General features: G+C 64.9%; 17 protein-coding genes. 5 read left to right on the plus strand and 12 right to left on the minus strand.

From position 1 onward, the window contains the following. From CTR53_RS09395 to argH, 4 genes are all read right to left on the minus strand, one after another. Window positions 1-2,450: TIGR02302 family protein (locus CTR53_RS09395; protein ID WP_290811925.1), on the minus strand; the 2,450-nt coding region annotated here is incomplete at its 3' end. Further along, window positions 2,426-3,379 (minus strand): diaminopimelate decarboxylase, encoded by a 954-nt coding sequence (gene lysA / locus CTR53_RS09400; protein ID WP_367158960.1) that lies wholly within the window; start codon window positions 3,377-3,379, stop codon window positions 2,426-2,428. The genes CTR53_RS09395 and lysA, both read right to left, overlap by 25 nt. A gap of 272 nt (window positions 3,380-3,651) precedes the next feature. Beyond that, window positions 3,652-3,804, minus strand: a complete 153-nt coding sequence (locus CTR53_RS09405) for a hypothetical protein (protein WP_290811928.1) — start codon at window positions 3,802-3,804, stop codon at window positions 3,652-3,654. Between the two features lie 122 nt (window positions 3,805-3,926). After that, a complete protein-coding gene (argH, locus tag CTR53_RS09410; RefSeq protein WP_290811931.1) occupies window positions 3,927-5,378 on the minus strand; it encodes an argininosuccinate lyase in 1,452 nt (483 codons plus the stop codon). A 104-nt stretch (window positions 5,379-5,482) separates the two neighbouring features. Between argH and CTR53_RS09415 the strand changes: the two genes are divergently transcribed. Beyond that, window positions 5,483-5,938 (plus strand): TlpA disulfide reductase family protein, encoded by a 456-nt coding sequence (locus CTR53_RS09415; protein WP_290811934.1) that lies wholly within the window; start codon window positions 5,483-5,485, stop codon window positions 5,936-5,938. A 154-nt stretch (window positions 5,939-6,092) separates the two neighbouring features. Here the strand turns inward: CTR53_RS09415 and CTR53_RS09420 are convergent, their stop codons facing one another. The 4 genes from CTR53_RS09420 to asnB all read right to left on the minus strand — a co-directional run bounded on the left by CTR53_RS09420 (window position 6,093) and on the right by asnB (window position 10,844). Next, complete coding sequence (locus tag CTR53_RS09420; RefSeq protein ID WP_290811937.1) at window positions 6,093-6,965, minus strand: 3-hydroxybutyryl-CoA dehydrogenase; 873 nt, start codon at window positions 6,963-6,965, stop codon at window positions 6,093-6,095. Window positions 6,966-6,983: 18 nt separating this feature from the next. After that, window positions 6,984-7,919 (minus strand): FAD-binding protein, encoded by a 936-nt coding sequence (locus tag CTR53_RS09425; protein WP_290811940.1) that lies wholly within the window; start codon window positions 7,917-7,919, stop codon window positions 6,984-6,986. Window position 7,920: 1 nt separating this feature from the next. After that, window positions 7,921-8,670 (minus strand): electron transfer flavoprotein subunit beta/FixA family protein, encoded by a 750-nt coding sequence (locus tag CTR53_RS09430; RefSeq protein WP_290811969.1) that lies wholly within the window; start codon window positions 8,668-8,670, stop codon window positions 7,921-7,923. Window positions 8,671-8,888: 218 nt separating this feature from the next. Further along, on the minus strand, window positions 8,889-10,844 hold the full coding sequence (gene asnB / locus CTR53_RS09435) for an asparagine synthase (glutamine-hydrolyzing) (RefSeq protein WP_290811943.1): 1,956 nt from the start codon (window positions 10,842-10,844) through the stop codon (window positions 8,889-8,891). 174 nt (window positions 10,845-11,018) lie between these two features. Here asnB and CTR53_RS09440 point away from each other — a divergent pair, with 174 nt between their 5' ends. After that, entirely contained in the window at window positions 11,019-11,582 is a 564-nt protein-coding gene (locus CTR53_RS09440) for a helix-turn-helix domain-containing protein (RefSeq protein ID WP_290811946.1), read from the plus strand. Between the two features lie 85 nt (window positions 11,583-11,667). On the opposite strand, the gene CTR53_RS09445 is transcribed toward CTR53_RS09440, so the two are convergent. Next, entirely contained in the window at window positions 11,668-12,093 is a 426-nt protein-coding gene (locus CTR53_RS09445; RefSeq protein WP_290811948.1) for a putative toxin-antitoxin system toxin component, PIN family, read from the minus strand. Window positions 12,094-12,202: 109 nt separating this feature from the next. Here CTR53_RS09445 and CTR53_RS09450 point away from each other — a divergent pair, with 109 nt between their 5' ends. Next, complete coding sequence (locus tag CTR53_RS09450) at window positions 12,203-13,021, plus strand: hypothetical protein (protein WP_290811951.1); 819 nt, start codon at window positions 12,203-12,205, stop codon at window positions 13,019-13,021. Window positions 13,022-13,144: 123 nt separating this feature from the next. Further along, complete coding sequence (clpB, locus tag CTR53_RS09455; protein WP_290811954.1) at window positions 13,145-15,754, plus strand: ATP-dependent chaperone ClpB; 2,610 nt, start codon at window positions 13,145-13,147, stop codon at window positions 15,752-15,754. 125 nt (window positions 15,755-15,879) lie between these two features. Here clpB and CTR53_RS09460 read toward each other — a convergent pair whose 3' ends face one another. Together CTR53_RS09460 and CTR53_RS09465 are read right to left on the minus strand one after the other, a co-directional pair. Further along, window positions 15,880-17,172 (minus strand): cystathionine gamma-synthase family protein, encoded by a 1,293-nt coding sequence (locus CTR53_RS09460; protein WP_290811957.1) that lies wholly within the window; start codon window positions 17,170-17,172, stop codon window positions 15,880-15,882. A 41-nt stretch (window positions 17,173-17,213) separates the two neighbouring features. Then, entirely contained in the window at window positions 17,214-17,834 is a 621-nt protein-coding gene (locus CTR53_RS09465) for a glutathione S-transferase family protein (RefSeq protein ID WP_290811960.1), read from the minus strand. A gap of 106 nt (window positions 17,835-17,940) precedes the next feature. Between CTR53_RS09465 and gcvA the strand changes: the two genes are divergently transcribed. Beyond that, window positions 17,941-18,849 (plus strand): transcriptional regulator GcvA, encoded by a 909-nt coding sequence (gcvA, locus tag CTR53_RS09470; protein ID WP_290811963.1) that lies wholly within the window; start codon window positions 17,941-17,943, stop codon window positions 18,847-18,849. Here the strand turns inward: gcvA and CTR53_RS09475 are convergent. Continuing rightward, a partial coding sequence (locus CTR53_RS09475) for a M23 family metallopeptidase (RefSeq protein WP_290811966.1) occupies window positions 18,833-19,387 on the minus strand: 555 nt, incomplete at its 5' end. The genes gcvA and CTR53_RS09475 overlap by 17 nt on opposite strands.

Genomic DNA, 19,387 nt, shown 5'->3' on the forward strand with positions numbered 1-19,387 from the left:
CGGGCGCGTTCCACCGGCGCCAGCTCGGGCACCTGCGTCGCTTCGCCGGCATTCTCATAGCCCGTCGTGTTGCGGCCCAGCGGATCGCGCTGCGGATTGCGCGAATTCTGCCGTGAATCGGCCTCGCGCGCCTGGCCGTCGGGATTGCCGCGCTGCGCCTGCTGCATCTGGTTCAGGCCCTGGCGCAACTGGTCCATCGCATCGGCCTGGCCCTGCATCGCCTCGCCGGGTTCGCCGCGGCGCAGTGCCTCGCGCGCATCGCGCATCGCGCGGTCCGCCTTGCCGAGTTGATCCGGCAGCTGGCTGCCGCGCTCGCCCAGCCGGTTCATCATCTCGCCCAGGCGACGGCGCAGCTCTTCCTGCTGGCGCGCATCGGCTTCATTCTCGCCGCGCTGCTGGCCTTCGCCACGCTGGCCCTGCTGGTTGCGGCGGAAGCTGCGGTCGAGCAACTGCTGCTGCTGGCGCAGCATCTCGCCGAATTCCTGCATCATCTGGCCCTGCTGGCCCTGGCCGCGCGGACCCCGCTGTCCGCGCTGGTTCTGCCGGCCCTCCGGCATGCGGGCGATGCGGCCATTCTTCAGCGCCTCCATCATGCGCTGCATCTGCTGCAGCATGTCGCGCGCAGCATCGCGGTCGCCCATCTGCGCCATGTCCTGCGCCTGATCCAGCATGTCCTGCAGGTCGTCGCCAGACATGGCCTCTTCGTCTTCGCCCAGCTCCTCCGGCTCCTCGCCGCGCGCCAGCCGCTCCATCGCATCCTGCATCATCTGCTCGAGCATGCGGTTCATCGCCTCCCGCATGTCCTGCATCAGCTGCTGGATCTCGGAATCGTCGGCATTGCGATCCAGCGCATCCTGCAGCTTGTCCATCAGCGCCTGGAAGTCGCGGTCGGTCTGCGTCTTGCGGCCTTCCTCGATATGCACGGCGGTCTGCCACAGCAGATCCTGCACGGAAGCGATGGAGTCCGACGAGCGATTGAGGTTCAGTCTCGCCGCCGACATGCGCAGGCCGAGATGCGCGGTGGCGTCACCGCGATAACGCTCCGGCGCCAGGCTCAAGCCCCGCAACGCGGTCACCACGCGCTGCCACTGGCGCGGCTGCAGCGCCAGCTCGCGGCGCTGCTCGACGATGGCTTTTGCCACCGGATGCATGAAGCGGCGTGCCGGGATCGTCACCGTCACGGCCTGGCTGCGCGCGGTCTGGCCGAGCGCGTCAGACGCCACCAGCGTCATCTGCACCTGCAGGCCAGCCCAGGGATGGGCGGTGAAATCGAAGCTCTGCTTGTCGGCGATCTCGCCGGCACCGGCCGGCGGCGTCGGCCAGTCGAGGCTCACGCTCTGCTCGGCGCCGTCGCGCGCCATCTCGATCTTCACCTGTTGCACGCCGTAATCGTCATACGCGGTGAAGCCGACTTCCAGCTCGTTGCGGCGGCTGGTCTTGGGCTCGCCGGCAAGCTCGATCTGCGGCGGCAGATCGGGGATCACCTGCAGCGGCCACTCCGCCACCACCTTCTCGCGCCGCACCAGGCTCAGCACCGGCGCAGCACCCTGTGTCAGGTCGATGGCGAGGTCGACTTCGCCGTTGCGCTCGTCGACCGGCTGCAGCGCCTGTTCGCTCTTGCCGAACCTGATTGCGAAGCCGGCGGGTGCTGCTGCCAGCCGCAGTTTGAGCAGGCTGCCGGTCGGCACAGACAGAGGTGCGGCCACATCGCCCGGCCCAGTTTGCTGATGAACCGGCTTGCCGTCGCGCGTCAGAAACAGCGGCGCCTTGCCGGTATAGGCCGGCGGCGTGATCCAGGCATCCATCGCCAGCAAGGTGCCGGGGGCCATCGCCGTGCCGGGATTGAGTGTATCGGCCAGACGCTGCGCGCGATCCTCGCCGGGACTGGCCCAGGCCACGATCAGCAGCAGCGCGAGCGCCGCGCGGAAGCCCCAGACATCCCGTCGCCACCAGCCGGCCTCCGGCGCGCCGACACGCACCTTTGCCAGCTGCGCCAGCGCGCGTTCGCGGTGGATCGCCCAGAGCGCGCGGGCAATCGGATCCTGCTGCTCGGCGGAGAGTTTGTCGGCGGCGGCTTCGAGCGGGCGATGCTGCAAAAGGTTGACGCGTTCCAGCCGGCGCATGGCGGCGGCGCGGTCGGGCCAGCGCAAGTGGCGCAGCTCGTGCCACAGCATGTAGCTGAAGGCGGCAGCGAAGCCGGCCAGCGCCAGCCAGTGCAGCCAGACCGGCGTGAAGCGCCAGATATCGAAACCGGCGAGGATGAGGAAGATGGCGACGACGCCTGCTGCCGGCAGCAGGGCAGGCCAGAAGCGTTCCCAGAACAGGGCGGCGCGTGCGATGGTCAGGCGACGTTCGAAAGGCGTGGCGAACAGCGCCTGGCCCGGCACCGGGGTTTCCTGGGCCGGCCGGGTGGTATCGGGGGGATTTACGCCTTCGCCTCGCTGAGCCATGCCGGCTGGGTCTCTAGGGCCGTCATTTCATCAATGCTAGGGCGGCGCCGAACGATGGCAAATTTGTCGCCATGAACCAGAACCTCCGGGGCCAGCGGCCGGGCGTTGTAGGTCGAGGCCATGGAAGAACTATACGCACCCGCCGAAAGGATGGCGAGCAAATCCCCGTTATCGACCGGTGGCATCGGGCGGTCTTCGGCAAAGGTGTCGCCGCTCTCGCAAACTGGCCCGACAATGTCCACCAGCGCCAGCTCCGCTTCGGGATTTGGCGCTTTTACGGGCACGATGCGGTGGAAGGCTTCGTACATCGCCGGACGGATCAGGTCGTTCATGCCGGAATCGAGGATCAGGAAAGTCTTGCCTTCAGCTGGCTTCACGAATGTGACAGCGGTCAGCAGCAGACCGGCATTGCCCACGATATAGCGGCCCGGCTCCAGCGCGATCTCGCAGCCGAGCGGAGCAATGTATTTGCGCACCAGATCGGCATAGGCCTTCGGGTCCGGCGGCGTCTCGTCGTCATAGGTGATGCCGATGCCGCCGCCGAGATCGATGCGCTGGATGTTGTGGCCGTCGGCGCGCAGGTCCTTCACCAGCTCAGCCAGCTTGATGAAAGTGGCTTCGTAGGGCGCCAGATCGGTCAGCTGGCTGCCGATATGCACATGCACGCCGGTGATCTTCAGGCCCGGCAGCTTCGCCGCATGGGCATAGACCTCGCGGGCGCGGGTGTAGGAAATGCCGAACTTGTTCTCGGCCTTGCCGGTGGTGATCTTCTTGTGCGTCTTGGCATCGACATCGGGATTGATGCGGATCGCCACCGGCGCCTTCACGCCGAGCGAGGCGGCAACCGCCGACAGCGCATCCAGCTCAGGCTCGGATTCGACGTTGAACTGCGCGATGCCGGTATTGCCGGCCTTCAGCGCAATGGCCATTTCCTGCCTGGTCTTGCCGACNNAGATGACGCAGCAGCGCCATATTGGCATTGGCCTTCATGGCATAGGCGATCAGCACCGGCAGGCCGGCAAAGGCATCGGCGAGAGACTTGTAGCGGTCGGTCAGCGCCGCGGTGCTGTAGACGTAAACCGGCGTGCCGACTTCGGCGGCGATATGGTCGAGCGGCACAGTCTCGGCATGCAACACGCCGTTGCGATAGGCGAACCAGGGTAATCCGGTCATCGGGCAATCTCAGTCGTAAAAGGGTGGCTCAGTAATAGCGGGGATTGCGGTTGCGCTCGCGGTCGAGCGCGCCGGGCCGGTCGATGGCGTCGGAGGGATAATCCGGCACATCCTTGCGGCCGCAGGCGGCGAGCGCGGGCAGGGCGAGGATCAGCAGCAGAAGCGCAACCTTAGCCCTCACCCTCCCACTGCTGCGCAGCGGGCCCCTCCCTCTCCCGCTCTCGCGGGCGAGGGGAAACAAAACTCCCTCTCCCGCTTGCGGGAGAGGGTTGGGGTGAGGGTGGGTGACGCGCTCGAAAGCCATCACGCCTTGTCCCGCGTTTTTTTCTCCTGCGCAAGCTGCTTGCGCCAGCGCGCCACCTGCTTCTTCACATTGGCCGGCGCGGTACCGCCATAGGACACGCGGCTCTTCACCGAATTCTGCACGCCCAGCACGGCGAACACATCCTTGCTGATACGCTTTTCCACGCTCTGCATCTCAGCCAGCGTCAGCGCTTCCAGCGGCTTGTTCTGCGTCTCGGCCAGCCGCACCAGGCTGCCGGCGACGTGATGCGCCTGGCGGAACGGCATGTCCAGCTTGCGCACGCACCAGTCGGCCAGGTCGGTGGCGGTGGTATAGCCTTCGCCGGCGGCATCCTGCATGCGCGGCTTGTTGGCCTTCAGGTCGGCGATCATGCCGGCGGTGGCGGCGATGCAGAGTTCAAGGTTTTCCACCGCGTCAAACGTCGGTTCCTTGTCTTCCTGCATGTCCTTGCCGTAGGTCATCGGCAGGCCCTTCATGGTGATCAGCAGTGCATTCAGGCTGCCGACAATACGCCCCACTTTGCCGCGCACCAGTTCGGCAGCATCGGGGTTGCGCTTCTGCGGCATGATCGACGAGCCGGTGGTGAAGGCATCCGACAGCGAGACAAAACGGAACTGCGCGCTGGTCCAGATCACGATCTCTTCGGCAAGACGCGACAGATGCACGGCGCAGATCGAGGCCGCCGAGAGGAATTCCAGCGCATAGTCGCGGTCGGCGACGGCATCGAGCGAATTGGCCATCGGCCGCGCGAAGCCGAGCGCCTTCGCGGTGCTGTCGCGGTCGATCGGCAAAGACGTACCGGCGAGTGCCGCGGCACCCAGCGGGCTTTCGTTCAGGCGCACACGCGCGTCCTGCAGGCGCGAGCGGTCGCGGCCGACCATCTCGACATAGGCCATCAGATGGTGGCCGAAAGTCACCGGCTGCGCGGCTTGCAGATGGGTAAAGCCCGGCATCACCGTATCGGCATAGTCCTCGGCGCGACGCAGCAGGGTGAGCTGCAGGTCCTTCAGCCCGGCGTCGATCTTGTCGATGGCGTCGCGCACCCAGAGGCGGAAATCGGTCGCCACCTGGTCGTTGCGCGACCGCGCGGTGTGCAGGCGTCCGGCCGGCTTACCGATCAGGTCTGACAGCCGCGCTTCCACATGCATGTGGATGTCTTCGAGTGCGGGATCGATTTTGAATTTGCCGGCCTCGATCTCACGCAGAATTGTGTCCAGCCCGGCCTGGATTTTCTTGCCCTCGGCAACAGAGATGAGACCCTGTCGCACCAGCATGGCACAATGCGCCTTAGAGCCGCGGATATCCTGGCGATACAGCTTCTGATCGAAGCGGATCGAGGCGTTGATCTCGGTCATGATCGCCGCCGGGCCTGCGGCAAAGCGTCCGCCCCACATGCTGTTGGCTTGCTTCGCTTTGCTCTGGGACTTATCTGATTTCTTCTTGGCGGGCATGATCGGGAATGGCTGAGATTATGAAACGGGTTTTGACAGTTCTGGCGGCGATTTGCGCATTGGCGGCGTCTGCCCATGCGGCCGATCTGCCACGAACCGGCGAGATGCAGAAATTTACCCTCTCGGCCGAGCGGAAGCCAGCCGCACTCGCTGAATTCCTCGACCCGAAGGACCGGCCGGCAACGCTGGAGGCCTTCCGGGGCAAGGTCGTGCTGGTCAATCTCTGGGCCACCTGGTGCGTGCCTTGCCGCGAGGAGATGCCGGCGCTGGACCGGCTGCAGGACGCGCGCGGCGGCAAGGATTTCACCGTGCTGGCGGTGGCGCAGGATCGCGCCGGGCGGGCCAAGGTCGAGGCCTTTCTCGGCCAGATCGGGGCGGCGAAACTGGCCCCCTATCTCGACACCTCGATGAAGTCGGGTCGCGCCTGGGGCGTCTATGGCCTGCCGACCTCCATCCTGATCGACCGCCAGGGCCGTGAGATCGGCCGTTTCATCGGCGGTGCCGAATGGGACCAGGCCGACGCGCTCAGGCTGATCGACGCGGCGATTGCGGAGAAGTGACGCGAAAAATGGGACCCCGGGTCAAGCCCAGGGTGACGGAAGTGTTTCCCTTCGTCATCCCGGCCAAGCGAAGCGCGAGCCGGGATCCCATTTTGTTTTGGCAAAAGAAAAGGGGCCTTACGGCCCCTTTTTACGTCTCTGGTATCGCTGCACCTTACCGCGTCGGCGTCGGGTGTTCGCCGCGATAGTCGTAGAAGCCGCGGTTGGTCTTGCGGCCGAGCCAGCCGGCCTCGACATATTTCACCAGCAGCGGGCAGGGACGATACTTGCTGTCGGCCAGGCCCTCGTAGAGCACCTGCATGATCGAGAGGCAGGTGTCGAGGCCGATGAAGTCGGCCAGCTGCAACGGCCCCATCGGATGGTTGGCGCCCAGACGCATCGCGGTGTCGATGGCTTCGACCGAACCGACGCCCTCATATAGCGTGTAGATCGCCTCGTTGATCATCGGCAGCAGGATGCGGTTGACGATGAAGGCGGGGAAATCTTCCGAATTGGCCGGCTGCTTGCCCAGCTTCACCGTCAGGTCGCGGACCTGCTTGAAGGTGTCCTCGTCGGTGGCGATGCCGCGGATCAGCTCGACCAGCGCCATCACCGGCACCGGGTTCATGAAATGCATGCCCATGAACTTTTCCGGCCGGTCGGTCGACGACGCCAGGCGGGTGACCGAGATCGACGAGGTATTGGTCGCCAGCAGCGCGGTGGGTTTGAGCACCGGACAAAGGTCGGCGAAGATCTTCTTCTTCACGCCCTCGTTCTCGGTGGCGGCCTCGACCACGAAATCGGTCTCGGCAAACACCCGGATGTCGTTCGAGGTGCGGATATGCGTCAGCGCCTTGGCCTTGTCGGCCTCGGTGATCTTGCCGCGCGCCACCTGGCGGTTCATGTTGCCGTCGATGATCTCCAGCGCCTTGTCGAGCTGCGCCGTGTTGATGTCCTGCAGCACGACATCATAGCCGGCCAGCGAACAGACATGGGCAATACCGCTGCCCATCTGGCCTGCGCCGATCACCCCAATGGTCTTGATCATGCGGTCTACCGTCTCCGCTTACTTGGCCAGCGCCGCTTCGAGTTCGGGCAGCAGCTTGAACAGATCGCCGACCAGGCCGTAATCGGCCACCTGGAAGATCGGCGCCTCCTCGTCCTTGTTGATGGCGACGATCACCTTCGAATCCTTCATGCCGGCGAGATGCTGGATCGCGCCCGAGATGCCGACGGCGATGTAAAGCTGCGGCGCGACGATCTTGCCGGTCTGGCCGACCTGGTAGTCGTTCGGCACGAAGCCGGCATCGACCGCGGCGCGGCTGGCGCCGACAGCGGCACCGAGCTTGTCGGCCACCGCTTCGATCAGCTTGAAGTTTTCGCCCGAGCCCATGCCGCGACCGCCCGAGATGACGATCTTGGCCGCAGTCAGTTCCGGACGGTCCGACTTCTGCAGTTCCTGGCCGATGAACTTCGACACGCCCGGATCGGCAGCAGCCGTGCCCTTCTCGACGCTGGCCGAACCGCCGTCTGCGGCGGCAGCGGCGAAACCGGTGGTGCGGACGGTGATGACCTTGATCTTGTCGCTCGACTGCACGGTCGCCATGGCGTTGCCGGCATAGATCGGACGCACGAAGGTATCGGCGCTCTTCACTTCGACGATGCCCGAAATCTGCATCACATCCAGCAATGCTGCGACGCGCGGCAGCACATTCTTGGCCGCGGTGGTTTCCGGCGCCACGATGGCGCCATAACCCTTGCCCAGTTCGGCGACCAGCACCGCCAGCGGCTCGGCCAGGCCATGGCCATAATGCGCGGCATCGACATGGATCACCTTGGCGACACCGGCGACCTTGGCCGCGGCGGCGGCTGCGGCGTCGGCGCTCGCACCGGCGACCAGCACATGCACATCGGCGTCGATGGCCTTGGCGGCGGTCACGGCATTGAGCGTCGCGCCCTTCAGCGAGGCGTTATCGTGTTCGGCAATAACGAGGACGCTCATCTCAGATCACTCCCGCTTCGGTCTTCAGCTTGTCCACCAGGGTCGCAACATCCGGCACCTTGATGCCGGCCTTGCGCTTCGGCGGCTCCTCGACCGAGAGAGTCTTGAGGCGCGGCGCGATATCGACACCGAAATCTTCCGGCGTCTTCTCGTCGATCGGCTTCTTCTTCGCTTTCATGATATTGGGCAGCGAGGCGTAGCGCGGCTCGTTCAGGCGCAGGTCGGTGGTCACCACCGCCGGCAGCTTCAGCTCGACCGTCTCCAGGCCGCCGTCCACTTCACGCACCACCGTCGCCTTGCCATCGGCCAGGCTGGCCTTGTTGGCAAAGGTGCCCTGGGCCCAGCCCAGCAAGGCGGCCATCATCTGGCCGGTCTGGTTGCTGTCGTCATCAATCGCCTGCTTGCCAACGATGACCAGCTGCGGGCCTTCGGCTTCGGCAATCTTGGCGAGGATCTTGGCAACCGCCAGCGGCTGCACTTCGGCGTCGGTCTTGACCAGGATGCCGCGGTCGGCGCCCATGGCGAGGGCAGTGCGAAGGGTTTCCTGGGCCTGGGCCGGGCCGATCGAAACGGCGATGACCTCGGTGGCAGTGCCGGCCTCTTTCAGGCGCACCGCTTCTTCGACGGCGATTTCGTCGAAGGGATTCATCGACATCTTGACGTTGGCGAGATCAACACCCGTCTTGTCCGCCTTGACGCGGATCTTGACGTTGTAGTCCACCACGCGCTTGACCGCGACCAGTACCTTCATGGACATGCAACCCTGATTGTTAGCAATAATGCGGCGAGAAAAACGGATTTTGGCGGCCCGAATGGCCAAAGACCACACTTGGGCGCCAGCTTTTTCGCGCTGCACACTATAACCCGCCCCGGGGGCTGTCAACGAACCGTCCCGCTGTGGGCAGAGTTCCACCGCGCCTGCCAAGTGCCTCTGCCGCAGGGGAAATTCCCGCTTTTGGCGAGTCCGGTTTAAAGCGTGGCCGCAGCGCCCCAGCGCGTGCGCCAGGCCTGGAACATCAGCACCGTCCACAGGCTGTGCTGCCAGTTCCGTTTACCGCTTAAGTGTTCCTGCCAGCGCAGCCTGACCGGCGCCGGATCGATCAGCCCGTCCTGGCGCAGCTTCGCTTCCGACAGCAGGTCTTCGGCCCAGTCGCGCAGCGGCCCGCGCAGCCAGTCGCCGACCGGTATGCCGAAGCCGGTCTTGGGCCGTTCCACCATCTCGCGCGGCACGTACTTATAGAGAACCTGCCGCAGCAGCTTCTTGCCCTGGTTCCCTTGCAGCAGGCGATCCGGCGGCAGGGTCCAGGCATATTCCACCACACGGTGATCCAGCAGCGGCACGCGCGCTTCCAGCGCGACGGCCATGCTGGCGCGATCCACCTTGGTCAGGATGTCGTCGGGCAGATAGGTGGTCATGTCGCGATAGCGCAGCCGCGCAATCGTCTCGGGCAGATCGTCGCGCAGCGTGGCGTCATGGGGCGTGCGCGTCAGGCCACCCCGAGAAGATATTCCGGCCAGCGCTTCGCCATCCCATTGCGAGACCAGTGCGCCATACATCGCATCGGGATCGGCCTGGGCCAGGATCGCCGCGCCCTTGTGGATCTTGTCGCCGAGGAATTTCGGCTTGTAGCGGGCAGGCACCGGACTGAACAGGGCGTCCCAGGCATCGGGCGACAGCAGCTGGATGGCGCTCACGCCGGCCCTGCGCAGACCGGCCGGCAGGGCGCCAACGCCATTCCAGACGCGGTCGATGCCGAGATAGCGCACATAGCCGGCGAAAATCTCGTCGCCGCCGTCGCCCGACAGCGACACCGTCACCTTTTCGCGCGCCAGTTTGGAGACAAGATAGGTGGGAATCTGGGATGAGTCGGAAAACGGCTCGTCATACATGAAGGGCAGATCGGGGATCACATCGCGCGCATGCGCCGGATCGATCACCAGTTCGGTATGGTCGGTGCCCAGATGCTTTGCGACGCTGCGGGCATGATCGGCCTCGTTGAAGGCCTCGTCCTGGAAGCCGATGGAGAAGGTCTTCACAGCCTGCGCCGACTGTGCCTGCATCAGCGCCACGACCGTGGACGAGTCGATGCCGCCCGAAAGGAATGCACCCAGCGGCACATCGGCCAGCATGCGGCGCTTCACGGCATCCTTCAGCAACTCGTGCAACGCTTCCAGCTGCTCGGCCTCGGGCCGCGTATCGCGGTTACGCACGCCGTCGCGCGCGATCTGGCGCAGATCCCAGAAGCAGGTCAGCGTCTCGGTGCCGTCCGCGTCCATGCGCAGGATATGGCCGGGTGGCAGCTTCTGCACGCCTTCATAGATCGAGCGTGGCGCCGGCACATAGCCGTAGCGCAGATAGCCAGCTAATGCTGCGCGATCCAGTTTCGGCTGCCAGTCGGGATAGGCGGTCAGCGCCTTCAGCTCCGAGCCGAACAGCAGGGCCGGACCGTTGGCGGTGCTCTGCTTCGTCCAGTAGACCGGCTTGATGCCGAGCCGGTCGCGCACCAGCCAGATTTTGCGGTCTTTACGGTCCCACAGCGCGAAGGCAAACATGCCGATGAAACGCGACACGGCTGCCTCGACGCCCCAAGCGACGCAGGCTTCCAGCAGAACCTCGGTATCGCTGGTGCCGCGGAAATTGACGCCAGGCAGATCGCGCGCCACATCGGCGGCGTTGAAGATCTCGCCGTTGTAGCAGATGACGAAGCGCTCGTTGGCGCTCAGCATCGGCTGCGCGCCGGTCGGCGTCAGGTCGACGATGGCAAGCCGGCGATGGCCCAGCGCCAGGCCGGCACCAGCATCCACCCAGCTGGTATCGGCATCGGGACCGCGATAGGCGATGGCGTCGGTCATCGCCTTCACCTGCCGCTGCAGCAGGTCGGCGGGGGTTCCGCGCCAGGTCAGGAAGCCGGCAATGCCGCACATGGGGAAATGGATCCGGTCAGGAGGGTTGCCCAGTGTTTAGGGGAGTCGGCCGGGCAGGTAAAGCTGTGACTCGCCGGCCGTGTCCCGCCGCCACGGCGGGTTGATTCCTCTAAATCCCGCTCTTAAAAATAACAGATCGCTCATATTTAGAGAATTGATTCCGGGAAGGCGCGCGTGACGGCCAGGAAAGAGCATTTCGATTTCGAGGAACACATGCTGGCAGGCGACCTGCTGCGCAAGACCGAGGGCGATCTGGTGCTGCTCGCCATGGCGGCGCATGACGCCTACGGCAAGGGCATGTTCAACCGGATCATGCGGCTGGCCAAAGCCTCGGCCAAGCTCAGGAACGCTCTACAGGCCAAGGTCGGCGCCGAACACCCGCCATCGGCTGAAACGGTGAAGGGCATGCGGATCGAGAATGTCTATCTCGGCGCGCGCGACGACGTGCCGATCAAGGATGTGCAGGGCACGCCGCATGAATTCCGCTCCGAATTCCGCAAACGCGCTGGCCTGGCCGACATCAGCCCGGAAGAAAGGCGTGCCGGCCGGCCGCGCGCGCTGGATGCCACCCGGCTGGCCGAAGCGCGCCAGCTGCTGGCGCAGCCCGGCCGCACCATCGAAGGCGTCGCCGCCGAACTCGGCATCGCCGCCAGCACGCTCTATCGCTATGTGCCGGGCGGNNCGGCGGCGGTTTCGATGCTGCCGACTTTCTCAGCCACAGCGGAAGCAATCCACTGATTGAGTGAAACGCCATCCTGTCTGGCGAGACGCGCCGCTGCGGTCTTCACCGAGACGGGCAGCTTCAGTGGATAGGTTGCCTTGCTCATGGTGCAAACTCCTTCAGCATCTGTGCTGGCGGCATCACTGCAATACCGAATTTCGCCGTCGCCGCTGCGAAATCGCGCAGGTTATGGGTCACGATTGCATCGGCGCGCCCGTTCACCGCTGCTTCAAGAACCATTTCATCGGCAGCATCCTGCAATTGAGGACGCCAGAGGAAATGTAGCTCGACGGGCTCGGCGGCTGCGGCGAAAGCGGCCAGAAAAGCTGCAATGGCGGCTTCACCCAGCCCGTGCGCCAGCCGATGCTCTGCACGGCACAGCACGGCCTCGTATTCCAGGAACAGCGCCGTGGTGCATAGCGGCCTGAATCTGCCCTGCGCGGCCTGTATCAGCAGGGCATTGCTTGCACCAGTTCGACTGCGCAATCCCGCGACCAGGATACTGCTGTCGAAAACCAACCGTTTCATACCCTATAGAATATGACATCCTATAGGATGTATTCAAGCAAGAGAATAGGAGTTGAAGTTTATTTTCCTATATACTATATTTGTTCTCAATCTGTCAAGGAGCGAGACCATGAGCCAGCCTGACCCCACCCCAGCATCTCCGGCTAAGACCCGCGCCCGGCCCGTCATGATTCCCTGGCGCGAGGTCGCGCGCCGCCTGGCCGAGGGTGAGAAGCCGGGCGCCATTGCCGCCGGCCTCGCCATCGACGAGGACCGCATCTGGCGGCATCTGCGCAAAAGCCTGCGCTTCCGCACCTATCTGCGACAGGCCATCGAACGCCAGAAGTATCTGGCCGATCTGCTGTTGGAAGGCACCGGGCGCAGCGCGATGGTGGCGCTGGGTCGCCAGCCGGAAAATCTGGACGGCGGGATGCTGCGCTGCCTGCTGGACGAGGCCGAACGCGCGGCGGAGGCGAAGACCCCGGCCTTGGCCAGGCGAATCGAACAGCTGGGCGAGACCGGAGCGCCGCCGCCGAATATGGCTTTCCGCCGCCGCATGGCGGAGGAGAAACGGCGGATGGACCTGCAGATGGAAATCTGGCGCGCCGAGGATGCGGTGCGCGCGGCTGTCGAGGCAGCGGCCGGGACCGGCACATCGCAGCGAAGCCAAACGAGCGCAAACGAGCCAGAACGAAGCGAAACGAACGCCAACGAAGCCAAACGAACCGAAACGAACGCCAACGAACACGAACGAAGCGCTGCGAACCCGGACCAGCCCCGGCAGACAACGCGTCTGCACTGGTCGCGCCCGCCTGTACGACCCGGCGAACCGCGGCACCCGCCCGGCGTTGATCTGAACAGTCCCGGTCTGGCGCATCTGCCTGCGGAGGGGCAGGTCAATGGCGGTGCAGGCGGCGATACTGGGCGCGGCGGCGCACCGGATTCTTAACGAATTTGGCGCGTCTCCCCTTGTAGCCTGCCTCCGGCTTCCCACATCAGCGGTGCGGAGCCCAGCCGCAATCTGCCGCCTGGCGGGGATTGTCATATCGGGCTGCCTATGAGGAGTTCTGAGATGGATTTCGAGAAATACACCGAGCGCAGCCGCGGCTTTTTCCAGGCGGCACAGAATATGGCCCTGGCGCGCGGGCATCAGCGTTTCGCGCCCGAGCATCTGCTGAAAGTTCTGATCGACGACCCCGAAGGCATGGTGGCTGGCCTGATCAAGGCGGCCGGCGGCAATCCTGACGTCGTCAAGGCGCGAAATGAAGACGCGCTGGCCCGGATGCCCAAGGTGGAAGGCGGTGGCGCCGGCAATCTCTATCTGGCGCCCGAAATGGCGCGCCTGTTCGAGGCCGCCGAAAAGCTGCGCGAAAAATCCGGCGACAGTTTCGTCGCCGTCGAACGCCTGCTGCAGGCACTGGCCATGCAGGCCGGCACGCCGGCCGCCGAGGCGCTGAAAGCCGGCAACGTGACGCCGCAGGCGCTGGAAAAAGCCATCCAGGATATGCGCAAGGGCCGCAAGGCGGATTCTGCCTCGGCCGAACAGGCCTATGACGCGCTGAAAAAATACGCGCGCGATCTCACCGAGGCGGCCGAAAGCGGCAAGCTCGATCCGGTGATCGGCCGCGATGAAGAGATTCGGCGCACCATCCAGGTGCTGTCGCGCCGGACCAAGAACAACCCCGTGCTGATCGGCGAACCCGGCGTCGGCAAGACCGCCATCGTCGAAGGCCTGGCTTTGCGCATTGCCAAGGGCGACGTGCCGGAAAGCCTGAAGAACAAGCGCCTGATGGCGCTGGATCTCGGCGCCATGATCGCCGGCGCGAAATTCCGCGGCGAATTCGAGGAGCGCCTGAAAGCCGTGCTGGCCGAGGTCACCTCGGCGGACGGCCAGATCGTGCTGTTCATCGACGAGCTGCACACGCTGGTCGGCGCAGGTAAAGCAGACGGCGCGATGGATGCGTCCAATCTGCTGAAACCTGCCCTGGCGCGCGGCGAGCTGCATTGCGTTGGCGCGACGACACTTGATGAGTATCGCAAGTATATCGAGAAGGATGCGGCACTGGCGCGGCGCTTCCAGTCGGTCTTCGTCGGCGAGCCGACCGTGGAAGACACCATCTCGATCCTGCGCGGGTTGAAAGAGAAATATGAAGTGCACCATGGCGTGCGCATCACCGACAGCGCGATTGTCGCTGCGGCCACTTTGTCGAACCGCTACATCACGGATCGTTTCCTGCCGGATAAAGCCATCGACCTGGTCGATGAGGCCGCCTCGCGCCTGCGCATGGAAGTCGATTCCAAGCCCGAAGCGCTGGACGAACTCGACCGCCGCATCATGCAGCTCAAGATCGAGCGCGAGGCGCTGAAAAAGGAGACCGATCCGGCCTCCAAGGATCGTCTCGGCAAGCTGGAAAAGGAGCTGGCCGACATCGAGGAAGAGTCGACCGCGCTGACCGCCGCCTGGCAGGGCGAGAAGGACAAGCTCGGCGACGCGCAGAAGCTGAAGGAACAGCTCGACGCGGCCCGCCTCGATCTCGAACAGGCGCAGCGCAAGTCGGACTGGAACCGCGCCTCGGAACTGTCCTATGGCGTGATCCCGGATCTGGAACGCAAGCTGCGGGAAGCCGAGAAGGGCGGCAGCGGCGGCGAGAAGAAAGCCATCGTGCGCGAGGCGGTCACCGAGAGCGATATCGCCGGCGTGGTGTCGCGCTGGACCGGCATTCCGGTCGACAAGATGCTGTCGGGCGAGCGCGAGAGGCTGCTCAAGATGGAAGGCCGTCTGGCCACCCGCGTGGTCGGCCAGGACGATGCGCTGGTGGCCGTGGCCAATGCGGTCCGCCGCGCGCGTGCCGGGTTGCAGGATCCGAACCGTCCGATAGGTTCGTTCCTCTTCCTCGGTCCCACCGGTGTGGGCAAGACCGAACTGACCAAGGCGCTCGCCGAGTTCATGTTCGACGACGACAGCGCCATGGTGCGCATCGATATGTCGGAATACATGGAGAAGCATGCCGTCAGCCGCCTGATCGGCGCGCCGCCGGGCTATGTCGGTTATGACGAGGGCGGTGCGCTCACCGAAGCGGTGCGCCGCCGGCCCTATCAGGTGATCCTGTTCGACGAGGTCGAAAAGGCGCATCCCGATGTGTTCAACGTGCTGCTCCAGGTGCTGGATGACGGCCGCCTCACAGATGGCCAGGGCCGCACGGTGGATTTCAAGAATACCGTGATCATCCTGACCTCGAATCTGGGCAGCGAGCATCTCGCCCGCGCCGAAGGCGAGCAGATCGACGAAGCGACGCGCCATCAGGTGATGGAAGTGGTGCGCGCCAGCTTCCGGCCGGAATTTTTGAACCGGCTGGATGAAGTGATCCTGTTCCGTCGCCTGAGCCGCGACAACATGACCGGGATTGTCGATATCCAGCTCATGCGCCTGCGCAAGCTGCTGGCCGATCGCAAGATCGAACTGAAGCTGGACGATGCCGCCAAGAAGTGGCTGGCCGATGCCGGCTACGATCCGGTCTATGGTGCGCGGCCGCTGAAGCGCGTGATCCAGCGCGCGCTGCAGAACCCGCTCGCCAGCATGATCCTGGAGGGCACCATCCCGGATGGCGCGACAGTGAGTGTGAGCGCCAACGCCACCGGGCTGCTGATCCAGGGCCGCGCCGTGGACATGGCGGCAGAGTAAGAATCGGAAACGGGGCAGCGAAAGCTGCCCCGTTGCTATTTCTCTAAGTAGTCTCGTCATTCCCGCGAAAGCGGGAATCCAGAACAACGGTCCGACTGGGTCCCCGCTTTCGCGGGGACGACGAATTAGGAACCCAGCGCCTCTTTGAACGCACCGTCGAGGTCGTCGATCAGGTCGTCGGGATGTTCCAGCCCGATGGAGACGCGGATCAGGCCTTCGGTGACGCCGAGCTGATCGAGGATCGCCTTGCCGACGCCGGAATGCGTCGTGGAGGCCGGGTGGCACATCAGCGATTCCGTGCCGCCGAGGCTGACCGCCGATTTGAAGAGCTGCAGTGCGTTGATCACACGGAAGGCCTGTTGCCGGGTGGCGCCCTTCAGCGTGAAGGCGAAGGTCGAGCCCGGGCCACTGCACTGGCGGGCATAGACCTCCTGGTAGGTATTGTCGGTGATGAATTCGGGATGATGCACCTGAACGGGCATATGCGGATTGGTGTTGAGCCACTGGGCCACCTTGCGGCCGGACTCGGCGGCGCGGGTCATGCGGATGACGAGCGTTTCCAGCGAGCGGGCGATCATCCAGCTCGAATGCGGGTCGAGCTGGCTGCCAAAGGTGTTGCGGTAGCTGCGGATGCGGTCGAGATGCACTTTCGCGCCGACCGCGCTGCCGGCGACCAGGTCGCTGTGGCCGCCGACATATTTGGTCAGCGAGTAAACCGCGATATCGACTCCATGCTGCAGCGGTTTCTGGAAGATCGGGCCGAGCATGGTGTTGTCGCAGACGATCAGCGGGCGCTGACCGCCCTGTTTCGCGGCAATGGCGTCTGCCGCCTTCGACACCATGGCGAAGTCGACCATGGCGTTGTTGGGGTTGGCCGGCGTCTCGATGAAGATCATGACGATACGGCCTTTGGCGGATTGCGCGGCCGCCGTGATGTCGCGGTCATGCAGGCCGTCATGGAATTCGGCGGTGGAGATGCCGAATTCGGGCAGCACCTTGCGGATCATCGTCTCGGTGCCGCCGTAGAGCGGCGAGGAATGCAGCAGGGTGTCGCCGGGCCGCAGGAAAGTCAGGAAGGCACTGGCAATCGCCGCCATGCCGCTGGAAAACACGGCCGCCGCTTCGGCGCCTTCGAGCAAAGCCAGGCGGTCCTCGATGATCTCGAGATTGGGATGGTTGAAGCGGCTGTAGATCAGCCCGGCTTTCTCGCCGGGCGGCAGCCTGGTGCGGCCGGCCATCAGGTCGAAGAAGGCGGCGCCGTCCTCGGCAGTTTTGTAGGCGAAGGTGGAGGTGAGGAAGACCGGCGGCTTCACGGCGCCTTCCGACAGGAAGGGATTGTAGCCGTAAGACATCATCTGCGTTTCGGGATGCAGGTCGCGGTCGCCGCTGCGGGTCTTGGTTTCGGTGCGCTTGGCCATGTGCCGGGCTCCTTTGCTGGAGCCCAGCATACAGGCTGCGGTCAGTCGGTTGGGAGCATCTTTATGTGACCGGGCTGTGTCGCGACGCGGTCGAGCCAGTTGCGCAAAGCCGGATACGGCGCCAGGTCGTGGTCGCCTTCATGGGCGCGATGCGTATAGGCGTAGAGTGCGATGTCGGCGATGGTGTAGCGGTTGGCGACGAAGAAGTCGTTGCGCTGCAGATGCTGTTCCATCACCGCAAACGCCGCGCGGCCTTTTTCCAGCCGTTCGGGCATTTCGGCCATGCGCGGATGATTGCGGCCCATATGACGGATGATCCAGCGCGGCGTGGCGACATAGGGCTCGTGGCTGTACTGCTCGAAGAACAGCCACTGCATCACCTGCGCGCGCGCCAGACGGCTTTGTGGCAGGTAGGCGCTGCCATCGGCGAGGTAGTAGAGAATGGCGTTGCTCTCCGGCAGCACAACAGTATTTCCCGGGCCGTCTTCCAGTTCGAGTGCAGGGATGCGGCCATTCGGGTTCTTGGCGAGAAACGCATGGGTACGCGTCTCGCCTTTATCGAGATCGAGTTCGACGCGGGTGTAGGGCGTCTTGAGCAGCGCCAGCAGCAGCCGGCATTTATAGCCGTTGCCGGAATCGAGATAGTCGTAGAGCGTCAGCATGATGGCCTTCCGGTCGGGGGTGGAGCGACCCTGACGTAAGCTGGGCTTACTCGCAAACCAGAGTTTCTCGCTGGAAGGGATAGAAAAGCTAAGCCATACTGGCGCCATGCGCCGCCGCCTGCCGCCATTGAATGCCCTGCGCGCCTTCGAGGCCGCCGCCCGCCATTCGAGTTTTGCGCTGGCAGCGGAAGAACTCGGCGTCACGGCGGCTGCGGTCAGCCAGCAGGTGAAGGGGCTGGAAGCGCAGCTGCAGGTGGCACTGTTCCTGCGCCAGCCGCGCGGCCTGAGCCTGACCAATGCCGGCCGCGCCTATCTGCCGGGGCTCACGGAAGGCCTCGACCGGCTCGCCTCGGCCACCGCGCATCTGAAAGAGGGTCAGGCGAGCGGCACCATCACCATCACCATGCTGGCCTCGTTTGCCGCCGGCTGGCTGGTGCCGCGACTGGGCCGCTTCCGCGCGCAGTATCCCGGCATCGACCTGCGCATCGATACCTCGCGGCGGCTGGTCGATTTCGCCCGCGAGGATGTCGATATCGCGATCCGGTTTGGCGCCGGGCCGTTCAAGGGCCTGCAGGCGATTCATCTGCTGGACGAGGAGCTGTTCCCGGTGGCTTCACCGGCGCTGCTGCACGGCGGTCTGCCGCTCAACCGCTTCGAGGATCTGGCGCAGCATCAGCTGCTGCATGACATGGATGCACATCCCGAACAGCCGTGGATGAGCTGGCCGCGCTGGTTCGAACGCGAGGGCCTGCGCGCCGGGTCAGCCGAGCGCGGGCTGTTCTTCACGGACTCAAATGTGCTGGTGGCGGCGGCCGTGGCGGGACAGGGCGTGGCGCTGGGCCGTGCGCCGCATCTGGGCGAGCATCTGGCCAGGGGCCGGCTGGTGCGGCTGTTCGAGCAGAGCTGGCTGTCGGACTGGCGCTATTACATCGTCGGCCCGCAGGCACAGTTCAGGCGCCCGCTGGTGAAGATGCTGGTCGACTGGCTGCTAGAGGAAGCTAGTCACCACGGTTAAGCAGCGCGAGCTGCGGCGTTTCGCGGAATTCCTCGTCGAGGGCGCCGGCAGCGCGACGGAAGCGCTCGAATTCGCGGCCTTCCAGCTTGCGGCCCGAAGGGAAGCGCACGCCGGTCGGACTGATCTGCTTGCCGTTCTGCATCACTTCATAATGCAAATGCGGGCCGGTCGAGCGGCCGGTGGTGCCGACGGCGCCGATCACCTGGCCCTGGCGCACGCGCTGGCCGTTCTTCACGCCGATGCGGCTCATATGCGCATAGGCCGTGGCATAGCCGTTGCCGTGCTTGATGCGGACATACTGACCGTAGCCGCCATGCCAGCCGGCCGTTTCGACCACGCCGTCGCCGGCGGCCTGGATCGGCGTGCCGGTCTGCGCGCCGAAATCGACGCCCTTATGCATCAGGCTGTAGCCGAGGATCGGATGGCGGCGCAGGCCGAAGCCCGAGGTGAGCCGCGCGCCGTCGATCGGCGTGCGCAGCAGCGCCTTGCGCACGCTGGAGCCTGCCGGCGTGAAGTAATCGGCATCGCCGCCATCGGA

It is taken from the genome of Ferrovibrio sp. (genome assembly GCF_002796975.1).
In the GTDB taxonomy this organism is placed as follows: Bacteria; Pseudomonadota; Alphaproteobacteria; order Ferrovibrionales; family Ferrovibrionaceae; genus Ferrovibrio.